This window comes from Paenibacillus sp. FSL W7-1088 (genome assembly GCF_037969855.1).
Classification (GTDB): domain Bacteria; phylum Bacillota; class Bacilli; order Paenibacillales; family Paenibacillaceae; genus Paenibacillus.
This window is the reverse complement of the sequence record NZ_CP150216.1, coordinates 3,433,412-3,449,171: the sequence shown is the minus strand read 5'-3', so window position 1 is coordinate 3,449,171 and position 15,760 is coordinate 3,433,412. Positions and strand designations below refer to the sequence as shown.

At 44.0% G+C, this 15,760-nt stretch carries 16 protein-coding genes; 7 read left to right on the top strand and 9 right to left on the bottom strand.

Going from position 1 to position 15,760, the window contains the following annotated elements:
* Nucleotides 1-183: 183 nt before the first annotated feature.
* A complete protein-coding gene (locus tag MKY42_RS15655; RefSeq protein WP_339852374.1) occupies nt 184-1,113 on the bottom strand; it encodes a 1-phosphofructokinase family hexose kinase in 930 nt (309 codons plus the stop codon).
* Nucleotides 1,110-1,976: a class II fructose-1,6-bisphosphate aldolase gene (gene fba / locus MKY42_RS15650; RefSeq protein ID WP_090897852.1), complete on the bottom strand. Its 867-nt coding sequence runs from the start codon at nt 1,974-1,976 to the stop codon at nt 1,110-1,112. Before fba ends, MKY42_RS15655 begins: the two co-directional genes overlap by 4 nt.
* A 280-nt stretch (nt 1,977-2,256) precedes the next feature.
* On the opposite strand from fba, the gene MKY42_RS15645 reads away from it, so the two are divergent.
* Nucleotides 2,257-3,300: an SIS domain-containing protein gene (locus MKY42_RS15645; RefSeq protein ID WP_339852369.1), complete on the top strand. Its 1,044-nt coding sequence runs from the start codon at nt 2,257-2,259 to the stop codon at nt 3,298-3,300.
* Nucleotides 3,301-3,524: 224 nt separating this feature from the next.
* Nucleotides 3,525-4,376, top strand: coding sequence for an aldo/keto reductase (locus MKY42_RS15640; RefSeq protein ID WP_090897846.1), 852 nt, complete (start codon nt 3,525-3,527; stop codon nt 4,374-4,376).
* Between the two features lie 69 nt (nt 4,377-4,445).
* Here MKY42_RS15640 and MKY42_RS15635 read toward each other — a convergent pair whose 3' ends face one another.
* Complete coding sequence (locus MKY42_RS15635) at nt 4,446-4,901, bottom strand: hypothetical protein (RefSeq protein ID WP_339852364.1); 456 nt, start codon at nt 4,899-4,901, stop codon at nt 4,446-4,448.
* Nucleotides 4,902-5,165: 264 nt separating this feature from the next.
* The gene (locus tag MKY42_RS15630) at nt 5,166-6,080 is read right to left on the bottom strand and encodes an arginase family protein (RefSeq protein ID WP_339852361.1); all 915 of its coding nucleotides are present in this window, start codon (nt 6,078-6,080) and stop codon (nt 5,166-5,168) included.
* A 105-nt stretch (nt 6,081-6,185) separates the two neighbouring features.
* Here MKY42_RS15630 and MKY42_RS15625 point away from each other — a divergent pair, with 105 nt between their 5' ends.
* Nucleotides 6,186-6,548 (top strand): helix-turn-helix domain-containing protein, encoded by a 363-nt coding sequence (locus MKY42_RS15625; RefSeq protein WP_090897839.1) that lies wholly within the window; start codon nt 6,186-6,188, stop codon nt 6,546-6,548.
* Entirely contained in the window at nt 6,541-6,924 is a 384-nt protein-coding gene (locus MKY42_RS15620; RefSeq protein ID WP_339852357.1) for a helix-turn-helix domain-containing protein, read from the top strand. Before MKY42_RS15625 ends, MKY42_RS15620 begins: the two co-directional genes overlap by 8 nt.
* 81 nt (nt 6,925-7,005) lie before the next feature.
* Here the strand turns inward: MKY42_RS15620 and MKY42_RS15615 are convergent, their stop codons facing one another.
* The 4 genes from MKY42_RS15615 to MKY42_RS15600 all read right to left on the bottom strand — a co-directional run bounded on the left by MKY42_RS15615 (nt 7,006) and on the right by MKY42_RS15600 (nt 11,662).
* Nucleotides 7,006-8,436 carry a hypothetical protein gene (locus MKY42_RS15615; protein ID WP_339852355.1) on the bottom strand — a complete coding sequence of 477 codons (1,431 nt, stop codon included), beginning with the start codon at nt 8,434-8,436 and terminating at the stop codon, nt 7,006-7,008.
* A gap of 345 nt (nt 8,437-8,781) precedes the next feature.
* Complete coding sequence (locus MKY42_RS15610) at nt 8,782-9,624, bottom strand: SUMF1/EgtB/PvdO family nonheme iron enzyme (RefSeq protein WP_339852352.1); 843 nt, start codon at nt 9,622-9,624, stop codon at nt 8,782-8,784.
* Nucleotides 9,625-9,827: 203 nt separating this feature from the next.
* Nucleotides 9,828-10,460 (bottom strand): glycoside hydrolase family 11 protein, encoded by a 633-nt coding sequence (locus tag MKY42_RS15605; protein ID WP_090897828.1) that lies wholly within the window; start codon nt 10,458-10,460, stop codon nt 9,828-9,830.
* Nucleotides 10,461-10,744: 284 nt separating this feature from the next.
* A complete protein-coding gene (locus MKY42_RS15600; protein ID WP_339852349.1) occupies nt 10,745-11,662 on the bottom strand; it encodes a hypothetical protein in 918 nt (305 codons plus the stop codon).
* Nucleotides 11,663-11,977: 315 nt separating this feature from the next.
* Between MKY42_RS15600 and MKY42_RS15595 the strand changes: the two genes are divergently transcribed.
* The 3 genes from MKY42_RS15595 (at nt 11,978) to MKY42_RS15585 (ending at nt 15,104) form a co-directional block, all read left to right on the top strand.
* Nucleotides 11,978-12,640, top strand: a complete 663-nt coding sequence (locus MKY42_RS15595) for an MBL fold metallo-hydrolase (RefSeq protein ID WP_339852346.1) — start codon at nt 11,978-11,980, stop codon at nt 12,638-12,640.
* Between the two features lie 256 nt (nt 12,641-12,896).
* Nucleotides 12,897-13,802, top strand: coding sequence for a winged helix-turn-helix domain-containing protein (locus tag MKY42_RS15590; protein WP_090897820.1), 906 nt, complete (start codon nt 12,897-12,899; stop codon nt 13,800-13,802).
* 39 nt (nt 13,803-13,841) lie between these two features.
* Nucleotides 13,842-15,104, top strand: coding sequence for an MFS transporter (locus MKY42_RS15585; protein ID WP_339852342.1), 1,263 nt, complete (start codon nt 13,842-13,844; stop codon nt 15,102-15,104).
* Between the two features lie 170 nt (nt 15,105-15,274).
* Here MKY42_RS15585 and MKY42_RS15580 read toward each other — a convergent pair whose 3' ends face one another.
* A complete protein-coding gene (locus MKY42_RS15580) occupies nt 15,275-15,760 on the bottom strand; it encodes a nitroreductase family protein (RefSeq protein WP_339852339.1) in 486 nt (161 codons plus the stop codon).

Here is a 15,760-nt window from a genome sequence, read left to right as displayed (position 1 = left end):
AGTCTCTCCTTTAATATGTCTGGGCCTGCATGATATCCGTTAACTTCAGCCCGTGCTAGCTCTATTGTGTAGGATGAAAGGATGGATTGCAATATGTCGACGTGAACTGCATCCCATAAGAAAAGCATCTCTCTAACGGTTAATCATGAGGGATATGAAGCCAATTTTCCAAACCTTCAATCATCATAAAGGTATAATTTGCACCCGATGTTCGTACTCCTCAAAGAGAACATAGTCGATGTCACCTGCTTTGGAAGACATTGCATTCGCAGCAGCAGCAGCGACAGCCGTACGCAGTCTGGATTCGGCCGAATCGCCGCGCTCTCCTGCATATGCCATGCCCGCAACAAAGGCGTCCCCGCAACCTACCGTATTCACAGGCTGAATGGATGGCGGCTTCACCATATATGCTTTTCCGTTTATAACAGCCAGAGCACCGTCACTGCCGAGTGTTATACACACCTCGTCAATGCCTTGATCTGCCAACATGTGCGCTGCACGGACCCATTCGTGTACGTCTTTCGGCTTCTGCCCCAGCCATTCGGTCAGTTCCTGCTCATTTGGCTTCACAAAATGAGGCGTTGCACTCAGCCCAACGCTGAAACTTGTTCCACCTGTATCCAGAAAAGCTCGCGCGCCTGCTGAACGAACCATACGAATCAGATCTGCGTACAATGTGTCCGGTGCACCTGGGGGTAGACTTCCAGACATCACAACAGTACTGGACAGAGTGGCGAGCTCCTGTACTTTTTTCTTAATCGCTTCAACATCCGCTTCTGACATGGTTGGACCCTGCCCAAGCAGCTCGGTAGAACTACCACTGGAACTGTCCACAATGTTAAGGCAGACTCGTGAGTCTCCCGCTGATTGGATAAAAGCAGTCCCTATCCCCCGTTCAGTCAGACTGCTCTCAATAAATACACCGTTATTGCCGGCAATAATGCCTGTGGCTGTAACTTGACCACCGAGCTGCCGAATCACCTTGGCTACGTTATTGCCTTTGCCACCCGGCTCGTTAACCTGTCTTGTCACCCGATGCACTTGGCCTACGCCAAACTTGTCAACGTACAACGTCCGGTCGATGGCCGCATGGAGTGTGACTGTGGTAATCATCGGACTACGCCGGCTTTGCCAGTGCTTCCACACAACCGTATTTTCTCCATGGCAAGCCGTTTGACTGCTTCCTTCGCTGGAGCCATGTATTTACGTGGATCATTCTCTTCCGGATGAATTACAAATACATCCTTAATAGCTTCGGAAAATGCAATACGCAGCTCTGTCGCTATGTTTACCTTGGACATCCCCAGTGCAACCGCTCGATGAATCTGTTCAGCTGGTATACCCGAACCACCGTGCAGTACCAAAGGAACCGATACTCGATTCGCAATGCTTTCAATTCGTTCAAAATCTATGTTCGGCTTTCCTTTATAAATACCGTGTGCGGTTCCGATCGCAGGAGCGAGGGTCGTTACGCCGGTGCGTTCAACAAACTGCATGCAATCTTCCGGATCGGCCAGGGAAGCATGCTGTTCCTCAACGACAATATCATCCTCAACGCCGCCGACCTTGCCAAGCTCCGCCTCCACGTTTACGCCAGATGCCTGGGCAACCTCCATTACTTTACGAGTTAGGTTCACGTTGTCTTCAAAAGGATACATGGATGCATCGATCATAACGGAGGTATAACCTGCTCGTATGCATCGGATAATCGTTGAAAAATCAGTGCAGTGATCCAAATGAAGTGCGATGGGGATATCCGTTAAGTCCGATGCGGTCTTAGCCGCATGAGCAATGTAATCCGGACCCAAGTGATTGACTGTGCCCACCGTAGTTTGAATAATGAGCGGTGATTCGGTTTCTACAGCCGCTTCAACGACAGCCTGAAGCATCTCCAGGGTATGAACGTTAAATGCAGCGATGGCGTAATGGTCCCTGCGAGCGGTTTGCAGCATTTCAGTGGACGAGATCAGTGGCATATCCATTCCCCCTTTTAAGGTTTCGTCGCTCGCGACGATTTGAACGATCCTGCACCTCCCTTCACGGGTCAGATGAGACTGGGAAACATTTGATAATTTCTAGCTTGTGATCATAATAATCTTTTTATTTGATTAAATCAATCATTATTTTGGAAAACTATTGCAATTCAGTGGGTTATAAAGGCATAATTATGATTAACACAATCATTTAAATATATATTTGATCGAAAAGATCACAAACTGAAGTTATCAATCTAAACCATTCCCGGGAGGTATTTTTATGAGTTTGACGTATCGTGAAGTAAAAGAACAATATAAGGCCCTGCAGCAGACCTACAACTATGTACTGGCCAAGCGCACGGAATTTACTGCCTTTGTCCAAGCGCAAGGGATTACCTCTGTAACCCTTGTTGGCGCCGGGTCCAGCTATTGCTTGAGCGAAGCGGCTGCTTTTTCCTTCCGTTTGCGTGCCGGCCTGCCTGCAATGTCACTTGCCGCCGGTGATCTCATGCTCCATGCAGACCGCTATCGTCCCATGCTGGAGGGCAGCCTGATCATAGCGCCGTCACGATCTGGCAGTACGAGTGAGGTCGTTGAAGCGCTGCGTTTACTCCAGTCCGATCAACGTATTCCTTTATTAACGATTTCTTGTGTAACGGACTCGCCGTTATCCAAAAGCGCCGACTTCCCTCTGGAACTGCCCTGGGCTTTTGACCATAGCGTTTGCCAGACCCGCACCGTAACCAATCTGTATGCAGCCAATCTGCTGCTTGCCGCTTTTCTTGCTGGTGATGAGGAGCTGATTATCGATATGCAGGAAGCGATTCATCAAGGTGAAGCCTACATGGCACGTGTAGAGGACAGTATCCGCCGCGTCTCCGACTTCAATTGGACGAACGCAGTCCTGCTCGCAGACGGTGAACTTCAAGGGCTGGCAGCCGAGGGTGCCATCGCTCTGACCGAGATTGCCAAGACACATGCCCACGCATACCATCTTCTTGACGTTCGGCACGGGCCTATGGTCACTGTGGGTTCGAATACTTTAGTGATCGCCGCCTTGTCGGACAGTGGTATGGAGCATCAGCGCAATCTGTTGAGAGATATTAAGGAGCGTGGAGCCACCATTATTACGTTTGCCGATCGGGCTATGGGCATCCCGCAGGAGTTCATCGACCTTGAGATCACAACTAGTCATCCGCTTAATACAGCGGTACGGGGGATCCCATTCATTTTCATCTCGCAAATCGCTGCTTTGGCAAATGCCGAACGCCATGGTATTAACCCAGATCAACCCGATGGGCTGGTGGCCTGGGTCAAGCTGTAAACAGAAAAGTTAGCTCTTTCGATTGGCTTGGTCGGTTGAAAAATGGGAATTTCAGAGGGAGATGCAAAGACTTCTATTCGAGCAGAATAGAAGTCTTTTACTTGAAGGTCAAAAATCAATTTTATACGTCCTGTGAGATAATTAGGCAAACATTTGGTATGAATGATATAACGCTAGAAGTATGATTGGGTACATAATAAACCTATAAGAAGGAGGGCTTTAACATGGAAAAAGTAATACTTAACAATGGTGTAGAGATGCCCATTATGGGTTTTGGTGTTTATCAAATTGCAGATCAAAATGAATGCGAACAAAGCGTTTATGATGCCATTATGGCAGGATATCGCCTGATTGATACAGCTGCCTCGTATCTAAATGAAGAAGCCGTTGGTCGAGCTATTAAACGAAGTGGCGTACCAAGAGAAGAGTTATTTATCACTACGAAACTTTGGGTTCAGGATACCGGATATGAAAATACTAAAAAAGCATTCGAGAAATCTCTGGAACGATTGCAATTGGATGTGCTGGACCTGTATTTAATTCATCAGCCATTTGGGGATGTGCATGGCTCTTGGCGCGCTATGGAGGAATTATATCGTGAAGGAAAGGTCCATGCCATTGGAGTTAGCAACTTCCAGATGGATCGTCTGATCGATCTAATCATTCATAATGAGGTAATTCCTGCGGTAAACCAGGTTGAAACGCACCCTTTCAATCAACAAATCGAGAGTGCTGCATTTATGAAAGAGAATCATGTTCAGATTCAATCCTGGGCGCCTTTTGCTGAAGGCAGAAATGATCTGTTCCAGAATGAAGTGTTAGTATCCATCGCGAAAAAAGTAAATAAATCCGTTGCTCAGGTCGTATTACGCTGGTTGACACAAAGAGAAATCGTGGTCATTCCGAAGTCTGTTCGTAAAGAGAGAATTGTTGAGAACTTCAATATCTTTGACTTTGAATTAAGCCAAAATGATATGGAATCGATTACTGCATTAGATACGAAGCAGAGTCTGTTCTTTTCTCATAACGACCCAGAAATGGTGAAATGGCTTGGTACACGTAAACTTGATATCTGACCCTGTATATTGATAAAAAAGTCGCCATTTCTGGCGACTTTTTGTGTTCATGCCATACTCAACGGTTTACTACAACCCAATAAACATATTTCTGCTGAACGGTCCCCAATTTCCACCGGAAAAACCAGATTCACCCTCCAAATTGACAAAGCATGGAAGCAAAATATAAAGTACTCCCATAGTCGCGTTAACGTTGAAGGTTATAACAAATCTCGTTTTGGAATTATTAATAGGAGTTATCATCCCCCGATCAGCGCGAATCGAATTATCTTTCGTGATGGCTTCTCCCATTCCTACACTGGCTATATCCGATGGACTAGACATGTTACTTCTTATCCAATAGTTCGATATGTTGGTTGCTGATGCTAAATCCGCTGGCTGATCGTACGTCACTACAATCTGATTGGATGCGACTTGCCTAACCTCCACAACTACAGGATGAGGAATCATGGCTTCCCTTTCTCTCCCGCCCACGTTCTCGATCCAATAAGGATGTGCTGTATTCGAATGATGATTAATTGACATAAGATTAAATACCTCCATGACTGACTTCAATAGTCATTTGTCCTGAGATAATGTATGTAGGTGAATGACCAATGGTGTCTTACAAAGCACCCCAGATCACCAGCCATAGCTTCAAATCCTCAGCACCCCAATGTTATTTAAGGTTTTATCTCACGTACAGTCACCAAAAAATACACTTCACACAATGATAAAGTGTTTAGTGTATTTTGGGGTCAGCCTATTACTCTAATATAATAATTGGGTTGATGAGTATATGAAATCATATTATTTATTTAAAATAGGTATTTCACCCAGCAAGTTTTTCAAGTTAATTGAATCCCATGGCATATGCTCGGTTATACCCAATCCCACGACATCAGCTTCTTCCGATAGTTCTTTGAGCAAGTGAAGGAGCTGAGGGATTTGCAAGCTTCCCGCAGGAGAGAACGTATACGGTCCTTCAGGATTCGCGAATAACAAGGAGCGAAAAGCCTTTGGATCAAGCACATCTAGATCCAGGTGAATAGCCAGATGTTTAATGCCACTCTCTTTGATCCACTCTTTGATGGATGCTGTACTTTTCGTCAATTCTTCGGCTCCGGCAGTTTTTATGCCAAGTCTTTGAATCATTTCAGTATCTGATTCTGCAGTCGTTATACCTAATCGTTCAAACGCTTCTGAGATCACTTCTCCCTCCTGTTCTGTAGGTGTCGCCAACCCTGCGATAAAGACATTTTCAGGTTTCAAAGGGATTTTTACATGTTTTGCAAACTCCTCATCCCCTTCTCCCAAAAGATTCCCCAGAGGTAGCGTATGTCCGTTATCATATCCCTTATAACCAACCAAATCACTGTGCGCATCGATCCAGATCAAGCCTAATTCTCCATGATACCGTTCGTTTAAATAGGCAAACGGAGCTTGTTCGACCAAGCAGTCTCCGCCAAACATAACGATGCGGTCAGGCTTGTGAGCATAAATAATATGCTCGGCTGCTTCCAATTGTTCAATGAGCTGTTTTCTCCCATTTATACCGTTCTCATTTTCCAGTGGAGTTCCATCATATGCTTGTACAGGAACTTGAATCAGGGGTTGATCATTATCAGGAGCCAGCCAGGCAAGCAGTTCCGCCCCAAAAGAGTAGTTAGGATTATTCCCCCCTTGCCATTGGGGCATTAACAGACGTATTGTTTTTTGATTCATGTTTTTCTCTCCTTTACTTCAAAGTAAGGTTAGTATAAACTGAACGCAAATCAAAAAGTAGTACGCACTATTATGACAGGTACTACCCGAAAGGATAGCATAAATATGAGCATGGCTGAATATCACGGCAAGGTTAAACATATTCAAGATACGCCTTTTGGCTATACATTGTCTGTCATTGGCGGCAAATGGAAGATGGTCATTATTTATCTTTTGGCAGAAAACCAACCGGTACGCTTTAATGAACTGAAAAGACAAATTGGAGCAATTACCTTTAAAACACTGAGTTCACAACTAAAAGAATTGGAAGCGGATGGTATGGTCGAACGGAAAGAGTATCCTCAAGTCCCGCCTAAAGTCGAGTACAGACTGACTGATAAAGCGGAAACGTTATTACCCGTTCTGGAAGGTTTATGTGAGTGGGGAGTACAAAACCAAAGTGAAAGAGATGTGTTGGAGGATGATTAACTTTAGAAATAAAACCTATCGCTGTACCTCGGAAATTGTCATGAGCTTACTTAGCGGCAAGTGGAAAATTTCTATACTCAATCACTTAACTAAAGGTCCCATTCGGTTTAATGAACTACAGCGACTTCTTCCGGACGCAACCCAACGCATGATTACGATGCAGCTCAGAATGCTTGAAAGCGACGGTCTGATTATTCGCAAGGTCTATCCGGTTGCACCAGCAAAAGTAGAATATTATTTGTCCGATCTGGGTGAGGAACTGGCCCCCATGCTGCAGATGTTGTGCAAATTTGGCGCGACTTATATCGAGAAATTCCCCGACGAAGTATCCTGCGACAATGATGACTCTCGCCGCGACATCGTTAACGTAAATTAATGTATTCATAAATTTGACGGCAGCAGCTCTGTACGTATACGCTGCCGCCGTCATCTCATCTGTCACGAATGGTTTAAGGCATTACAACACCAGAAATTGCGTTCCATACCCCTTCCCAGAAACCAAAGCTGCTTCCAGCTCCTCTTGATCTCCTTTGTCCAATAACACCACATTTTCGGGATACAGCTTACCTAACAAAGCCCACTGTACAAGTTCATTTCCGCCTGTTGGTATGACATGGACTCCATTATCCGTATTTGTCACCAATCCGGAATACGACAGAATGTCTGCTACCTGATGAATACTGGTCGATGTTCGCTTCACAGCAGCATCCTTGGAATGGTTGTCCTTTTCAGCCCGATATGAAAATCGGTGTCCCCTGAAAAGCTGACCGAGATCCACACTAGATGATGCATGACCTTCTCTCTCCACACTGAAACGCACGGTTGTTCGATCTGACTCTGTATTCGGAAGCAACCGGGCGATGGATGGAAGATCACTTTGATCTTCTGAAATGTCAAGGTGATCCTTGCTGCCAGGTATACCCGTTCTTGCTTCGTTACGTGGTGCTGCATAATAATCGTCATATTCATATTCGAATGAGATGGCAACTATATCTTGTGTCTCTTCAGTCTTAATGGTTTGTACCGGATGCCACTTGAGAAGATACCGTGTAGCCTCGCCAGCCGACTCTCCCAAGCCAGCTGGCAATATGGTCCCCAAAGGATATTGAAAGCCGTAACCAGCAGAGGTCAAACCTGAGCTAAGTACACTCTGTGCATACTGGACAATCCCCTTGTGAGTTAATTCCTTCCCGAGCAATTGAGTTAAAAAGACTTTACGGGCAGGCTCCAGAAAACGTAATCCTTTGAATTGTGTGTGTTCCTTGACTTCAAACGGGACTTGTTCCCAATTGGCAAAGGGAAGTAATGCATCCCGCAGCAATACAAATTGGTGCAAGTATTCATTATATAACTGCATAACTCTTGGTCCCCCAGCAGGTCCCCAAACCTGAGCAATTGCTTCCGGTATTAGGGTATGACCGTAGCAATGACTTCTAAATTCCAGTTCTCCAAGGGTTTCCGGTCCATATTGCGCCAGTGCCCTCTTTTCAGTATTAATCTCTCTTGCCCAGAGGACCAATTGTTCACCAATGCGTGCCGCCTGTGCCGTAATTTCAACACCCGCTTTATCCTTCAAAGCTAAAGGTCCAAGCGGTAGTGATGAAAGATCACCGGAGATCGCCAAATTGGCTTGAAGGCTATCCAATAACACCGAAGGATCACCGCTTATCGGTTCACCCAGCTGAACCAGTATTGCCTCAAGCAGTTTATCCAGCTCTATGACGACCTCTTTTGCTCTATATATGCCGTCAGGCAATTTCCAATCCAAAGCCCCATTCTCGCGTGATCTAATCGAGTCCTGTGAATATGCTCCAATGTGGGACTCAACATCTATTTCATTTCCCCATACGATCCGTTTATCTTTCAAGTGAAGCTGATATGCTGGCATGTTCCCCACCCCTTCAGTACGATTTTATATCGAACGACGATTCAACTTGCCCTTCGAATGTTAGATTATCAGGTGTCCTGATCGTTGAACAGTACGCACTTTTTTGTATGATCCGATCATTTTTGTATCGTAGGATACTTTTTGATCCTGCAAAATAAAGGGTGGATTTGTACGACAAACAATGCATCACATTTCCGATCCTGTGCATTAGAATGAAATACAAGCATTTCAAAAAGAGATGCCCTAGCTAATCTACATTAGCCTGGGCATCTCTTTAAGTTCAACGACCTACTTTGCAGCATATGAGGCCGTCCTAAAATATTTGGTTGCTTTACAACGTTTAGACTATTCTCCGCGAACCACACGAAAACCCTGATCCGGACCAAAACCATTTGCATCGAATTTGCCTCGAAAAGCGATCTCGTTATTGTTGAGACCGCCGATCCAGCCCCCGCCCTTCACAACCCGAAATGAAGCGATTTGACTCTCAGCATCGCTGTACCAGTCCCAGCACCATTCTCTTACATTGCCAGACATATCGTAGATTCCAAGCTCGTTGGGCTTTTGGGTACCAATCGATTTGGTTTTGTTGTTGTTGCTCTCTATGGCAGGCCAGTTCCAGTCTCCAGTTAAGATTTTGTCCCCGGCGTTCTTCCAATACCATGCGACTTCATCGGCGTTGTTGCTGCCGCTGTATGTGTAATTCTTGCTCTCCTGACCTCCGCTTGCGGCATATTCCCATTCCGCTTCTGTAGGCAGTCGGTAACCGTTAGTTCCCTCATTAATGGTCACTGTCCATTTTATATTATCGTTCTCATTCTTATTATTCAGGTCTTGCGTATCCTTATCGATGTTGTAATACGGCTTCAAGCCCTCTTTTATACTTCTTTGATTGCAATACTCTATTGCGTCATACCAACTCACCATTTCTACTGGTAATTGATCTCCTTTGAATCCAGAGGGGTTATTCCCCATGACATCTTCCCACTCTTTTTGAGTTACCTCATATTTCCCGATATAAAAGTTCTGAAAGGTCACACCTTTTCCAGCGTAAAATGACTTGCTGCTCTTAAACGTCCCGCCTTCCACGAATACAAGATTATCTTCTTTTTTAGGTTTATCCTGCTGCGAACAAGCACTGATTACTACCGTTATTGCTATTAAAAAAAACATTAATAGCTTTCTCATTGAAAAATCTCCTTTAAGCTAATGGGAAAATAATAGGCTATGATGCCTGTCATTCGCATCCGGCAACGTCGAAGACCGTTTATTTGACTGAAACGGCCTTCAACATATCCGGACTAATGGTAGAACTGAGGAAAAGGTATTGAGCCTATCCCTAATGTATAAGAAACTGTTTCACTTTCTTAAAATGGCTTAATTTGGATCAATTACCACACCGTTACATTGGCACTTCCGCTACTTTGATATCCTTCTGTCGCCAATACTTGATAGGACCAGCTGCTACCCAGATTCATTCCTTTGCTTTTCCAGGCGTTCACATGGTTGCTGAATGTAATCGCAGAGTTGACCCCAGTCGCTCTCTTCGACTGCCTTACACTCCAGTACTGGGCAAAGGTTTGTGTGCCATCAATAGAAGGTGCGTTGTATCGCATCGTTGTATAAATATCATACGTGCCACCATCACTGTTTACTGTACCTTTGTAAGTTCCGGTTGGTCGATACGTTCCCCAACTATCTACAACGTAATATTCAATGAGTGCATTTCTTGTCCACCCGTAGAGTGTCAAATACCCATTGCCGGATGGTGCAAAGACACCTGCATTATAGTTAACTGTCCGGTTTGGAGATCCCACATTCCAGCCTTTACCAACTACAAAGTTCCCTGTATTTTGCCATGTTACACTGTAATTACCGCCTGATCCATTAACAGCATTAACTGTTCCGCCGCCATCGGTCCAATTTTGCCAATAATCTGTCGCACTTGAGGTTGCCGCAAAGACCCCAAAACTCATGGAAGCTGCCAACACGACCGTCAACATTTTTTTGCCAAATTTAAACATATTATACCTCCCAATATGATTGTATTTGTCCTATCTACTACTTTCGTCTCATTCTCGGTTGAAGTTCTCTTAACAATTGACACTTTTTTCCTTTAACCTCCTTTCTGACTAAATTATAGAATGATAGCGGTTACATAAAAACCTGATAAACTATAGATTAATCTCTAATAAGTTTAGATTTATGTCTGCTTTCCTTCTAAAAATCGACTTGTACCTACAAGAAAACAAATATGTAAAAAGCCGCCCAGAAGGGCGGCTGAGAAAATAAATGCTATGCTTGGAAATTATATAATCCTCTCAACTTCTACTGCGTCATCTGTACCCTCAACCCACATATAATAGCGTGTTTTATCTTTATATATGCGTACTTTCGGATACAACGAATAGGATTGCAGGCTAAAAAAATTCGGCTCAACTTGCTTCCATACTTCACCATTTAAGAGTTGATAACTATTCCTTATACTGTATCCATTAAAATATTCGATCTCAGTATCAACATAATCAGTCACATTGTTTTGGAGATAATCTAAATAAGTGCTAAGAGGCTCCAATCTATTTATTTCTTCATTTAGCTGTGAGAATGGAACCTTTATATCTATGAATCCCTCTGACAATTCTGCAACTTGAGAGGGATAAAATCGAACAATTATACCATTATCGTAGTAATAAAATGGTGTGGAAGAGTTTATTGGAATATCATATATACTCTTTTCATAAATTGTAATTCCCTTATTATACTTGAGCTGAAGGTTATGAGATAAAATAGACATAAGATTGGCCTTTTTTTGATCAGAATCTACTACATCGTATAATGTAATTCGGTCACCTGTTGCAAGATCAAAATTATAAATAATGGATACATATGTTCCTATATTATCATCGCTGTAATTAAGTCCATCTGTGTAAGCTACAGATAATATTTTATTATTATTGTACATTGTTTTCACGCTCGTTTTGTACCAAGCTACACTATTATTCTGTTGGAGTGCCTTATTGCCATTAGCTACTTCTACTGTATGTTCCTTTAAAGTATCATTTATTTTTTTTATAACTATTGCATTTCCACCACTAATTTGAACATACGGTTGACCTTTATAGGTATGTACAGCGGTTTTAATTGTTGTTGAAGCTTCCGTTGAATTTGATGAGAATAATACGTAACTCGTTAAGAATAATAGTGTTGCCAAGATTAATTTCTTCAATATGACCTTGCACCTCCAACATTTCTATACCATCTGTGTATTTACTCAATAATAAAAGTTTACCATTTTGAATTCAGTTTTTTGCTCAAATTATTGTAGCTGTGTAAGCTAAATGATCTCCCCTCCTTTTTTTTATTTTCCATTAATTTTATTTTTGAAGGAACTGTCTATATCTCAAAATGTCATCTTAACACTTTTTTTTAAGAAGTTATATCCTCCCCTTCCCTTTTTTCTATCCCATATCTTTTTAGGAACTTGATTCGTTTACAAAGAGATACTTTACTTATCAATTTCTTTCTACGGAGGACGAATATTATGGAAATTTCAAAGGGAGTCGAAATGCTCCATCTGGACTATCACGGGAATGTGATCCACCCTATTCTTTTAAAGGATCATGAAATGACTATTCTAATAGACACTGGTTTTCCAGGTCAATTTGAGGATTTACGTGTGGCAATAGAGCAGGCTGGCGCTTCGATAGACCAACTAAATGCGGTGATTTTGACCCATCAGGATGTGGATCATATAGGGAATCTTCCGGAGATTTTGCAGACACGTGGCAACGCTATTAAAGTATATGCACACGAACTGGATAAGCCGTACATCCAAGGGGAACTGCCTCTGATCAAAGATAGTCACCTGAACAATCCCCCGAAGGGTACAGTAAACCATACTTTAATAGACGGTCAAGAACTGCCGTTTTGCGGCGGGATTCGCGTTATTCACACGCCTGGGCACACACCCGGTCATATCAGTCTTTATTTGAAGGAAAGTAAAACGCTCATTGCTGGGGACTCCATATACAGTGTAGACGGTATGCTTAGGGGAATTCACGCTCCGACTACACCGGATATGAATGCAGCAAAGCTTTCGTTGAAAAAGTATGCAGATCTCGACATTACATCTGTCATTTGTTACCACGGGGGATTAAGTAATGTAAAAGTGAAAGATCAGATCGCAGCACTCATCCAAGATTAAAATTTCAATATACACTTTTGGAGAGTGAGAGTATAAATCAGTTATTTTAAAATCGGACTGCTCATTTTGCTGTCAGTATAAATCATAAAGACGATTCTTCAGGTGCTCGCCCACCCGTGGAACGTCTTTTTTCGTTGAAGAGAATAGGTAACTCTTTGGGCATTTTTGTTGCAAACTTTTAACTGTTCGTATACAATGAAACAAATTAGTAGTTCTATAAATATAGAACAAGAAAGACGAGGGGAAAATTCGAGCTATGAACTACAAAGTGGAAGTTGATTTCGCGCCCATTTATGAATGTGTAAGCAGCCTGACGGTTTTCATGAGCAAACAGAATCACAATGCTCTGGATGCTGGAAAACTATGGGTCAGAGAAGTACAAGATCGGTTCGCACCTACCAAACTGCAACAAATGCGGGAGACGATGAAACTTGTAGGCGATTTTAGCCTTGCACCTTATATTTGGAGTTGTCCTGGAGAACGGTCAGTTAGTGGTTTTTTGGATTGGCTTGAAGACCTAACCACAGGCCAGCTATATGACATCGCTGCTAACGTGAAGTTGTCCGTTCCCTCCAATCTCCCGGAACTGCGCAGTCGGACATCCGAAGCGCTACGTGAATGGGATGCCCACTATTTCAGTCAAATCGATTCGGCGATTATCGAAGGCCTTGCCTTAGAAGCTGAAACCAGACGGTCCAGTCTTAACGGAACCAATGATCTTGAGGTCTATGAGGAAGCAACGGAAGGTATGCGTCTATACCCTACCCCTCTCCTCAAACAAGTGATTCTAATCCCTCAATATCATGCTCGTCCCTTTGTCACCTCAGCCATCTTTGATGAAGTGATTTTCACCAGTTACTCTGCCGATATTCTCCCACCAGCAACGGGCCGGCCTGAACATCGGTTATTGCGTCTAACACGAGCATTGTCCGATGAGACCAGATTATACATCCTCCGCCTGTTGGCTGGAAAGCAGTTAACATTCACTGAGATTGTAAGCGAGGTTAAACTTTCTAAGAGCACAGTACACTACCACCTGATTTCATTGAGGGCAGCGGGGCTTGTCATCGTGCATTATAACCAGAAAACGACCTCTTACAGCTTACGTCTTGAAGCACTCAACAAGCTTTCGGAACAGATCTCAGCTTATATTGAAGAATGATGATAATGCCCTTTAACCTACACACACGGAGGAACACTCATGCTTAAGCGCAGTTATTATGGTTTACTAGCTACGGTCACTCTGAGTTCATTTGGTGACGTATTTGGTCTTCTGGCTATGGAATGGCTTGTTTATGAAATAACCGCATCTAAGATGGCCATGGGTGCGATGGCACTAAGTTTTAGTATTCCAGAAGTGGTCATTCGATTGCTTGGCTCGCCGTTATCCGATCGGTTACACCGTGGGCGGTTCATGGCAGTGCTTGCTTCTGTTAGGTTGCTTGCTCTCTTATTACCTCTGACTCTGGGACTCGTAGGCCACTTGCAATTATGGCACCTTTTTCTGGCCGCAGGACTAAGCGGGGCATGTTCTGCCCTATTCATGCCCACCGCAATGGCCATTATTCCCGGAGTATCAGATGAACGCAAACTGGTGCGTGCATTCGCGGTGATCGACGGTTGCCGTAATGCAGCTGCATTGTTGGGCCCAGCCTTAGCCGGAGCACTTACTGCCATAGCTGGGGCATTGCCAACGCTGGGCATTAACGCCGTTTGTTACACCGCCGCCATTGTCACGTTGCTCTATCTGCCCACAATGCAGAAGCCAGTAGCAGCCAAGTCCTCCTTTTCAATTAAGGCTTATCTCAGAGATATCCATGAAGGCTTCTCCTTTTATCGTAGCTTCCCGGCCATGCTTTCGATTATGGGAATGGTTTCGATCAGCAACATGTCTTCTGTAGCGATCTGGACGATGATGATTCCTTTTGTTCGCGAAGTGTTAGATCGGGATGCCGCTGCTATGGGTACACTCACCACGGCTTCAGCATGTGGCACATTAATAGGACTTTTGGTCATCTCGTGGATGGGCGAAATCAAAAGACGACGGACAGTCATGCTGTGCAGCCTAGCCGCCATTGGGCTTTTTAACGCCTTACTGGGCGTATTCCCAAGTTACCCGTTTGCGCTCGTTGCTTTATGTGCTGCTGGTGCAGCAGGACCTTTCTTTAGTTCTCTCAGTTCCTCATTGCATGGCACGCTTGTCCCTGGACCTCTGCAAGGCCGAGTCAACTCAATACGGTTTCTCATTGGTGGTGGACTACAGCCTGTAGGTGCTTTTGCAGGTGCAGCGGTTGCAGAACTCTATGGTCTGCCTTTCTTATTCTTGTCTTTGGGCCTGCTCCCATTGCTTTGCTCAGCCGCCGCAGCTTTCCTTCCAAACCTGAAGAATTTAGATGGTGATTTATCTGATTTACGGAATAGAACACAATTCAATTCGTATAACAAGGAAATTAAAACATTATAAGAATATCATTTATATAAAATAGATGAATCTCTCGATTAGTCGTGTGAATCCGTTCTAGCTAACTTGTAAATTACAAATCGGATACACACCCCATAAAAAAAGAACGACAATCCCGATCAAGGCATTGACGTTCCTCATTCATTTGATTTCTCTTCCCTACATCTTGCACGCTACAACAGTTCGAACTGAAGCTGAGGTTCAGTTATCTCAGCTTTCCCTTCGGGCTGTTCAGTGCCATATCCCAATTCCAGAACCGCAACAATGCGCTCGTTGCCCAGCACGCCGAACGTTTCAGCACGACTCCGGTCGTACATCCAGTCATGCAACGTACTGCGCACACCCAGGCCCTGTTCATGTGCAAGCAAACGGAAATTTTGGATCAGACAGCAGACGGCTGCAAAGTCCTCTTCCCGCTTATGATGATCCGCCTCTTCCTTCACCAAGACAAGAAGATAGGCTGGAGCGTACTCCTGCAATCCCTGCATGAGTTTCCCATTACGGTTATCGGCAAAAATAAATCGCCACGGCTCACGGAGTCCATCATTTGGCGCCCAGACGGCGTGATTGAGCAATTCGAGAATTAGCTCCTGCGACACCGGTCGATCCAAAAAGTCTTTTGGACTGTGTATGCTTCCTAGCAGATCGGTCAATTCCAT

Bases quoted from the DNA above. Each gene is read 5' to 3' on its own strand.
- MKY42_RS15595 (WP_339852346.1), top strand. From the start codon at position 11,978: ATGGAAATTTCAAAGGGAGTCGAAATGCTCCATCTGGACTATCACGGG.
- MKY42_RS15645 (WP_339852369.1), top strand. From the start codon at position 2,257: ATGAGTTTGACGTATCGTGAAGTAAAAGAACAATATAAGGCCCTGCAG.
- MKY42_RS15630 (WP_339852361.1), bottom strand. From the start codon at position 6,080: ATGAATCAAAAAACAATACGTCTGTTAATGCCCCAATGGCAAGGGGGG.
- MKY42_RS15655 (WP_339852374.1), bottom strand. From the start codon at position 1,113: ATGATTACCACAGTCACACTCCATGCGGCCATCGACCGGACGTTGTAC.
- MKY42_RS15605 (WP_090897828.1), bottom strand. From the start codon at position 10,460: ATGTTTAAATTTGGCAAAAAAATGTTGACGGTCGTGTTGGCAGCTTCC.
- MKY42_RS15640 (WP_090897846.1), top strand. From the start codon at position 3,525: ATGGAAAAAGTAATACTTAACAATGGTGTAGAGATGCCCATTATGGGT.
- MKY42_RS15610 (WP_339852352.1), bottom strand. From the start codon at position 9,624: ATGAGAAAGCTATTAATGTTTTTTTTAATAGCAATAACGGTAGTAATC.
- MKY42_RS15580 (WP_339852339.1), bottom strand. From the start codon at position 15,760: ATGGAATTGACCGATCTGCTAGGAAGCATACACAGTCCAAAAGACTTT.
- MKY42_RS15590 (WP_090897820.1), top strand. From the start codon at position 12,897: ATGAACTACAAAGTGGAAGTTGATTTCGCGCCCATTTATGAATGTGTA.
- MKY42_RS15585 (WP_339852342.1), top strand. From the start codon at position 13,842: ATGCTTAAGCGCAGTTATTATGGTTTACTAGCTACGGTCACTCTGAGT.
- fba (WP_090897852.1), bottom strand. From the start codon at position 1,976: ATGCCACTGATCTCGTCCACTGAAATGCTGCAAACCGCTCGCAGGGAC.
- MKY42_RS15635 (WP_339852364.1), bottom strand. From the start codon at position 4,901: ATGTCAATTAATCATCATTCGAATACAGCACATCCTTATTGGATCGAG.
- MKY42_RS15615 (WP_339852355.1), bottom strand. From the start codon at position 8,436: ATGCCAGCATATCAGCTTCACTTGAAAGATAAACGGATCGTATGGGGA.
- MKY42_RS15625 (WP_090897839.1), top strand. From the start codon at position 6,186: ATGAGCATGGCTGAATATCACGGCAAGGTTAAACATATTCAAGATACG.
- MKY42_RS15620 (WP_339852357.1), top strand. From the start codon at position 6,541: ATGATTAACTTTAGAAATAAAACCTATCGCTGTACCTCGGAAATTGTC.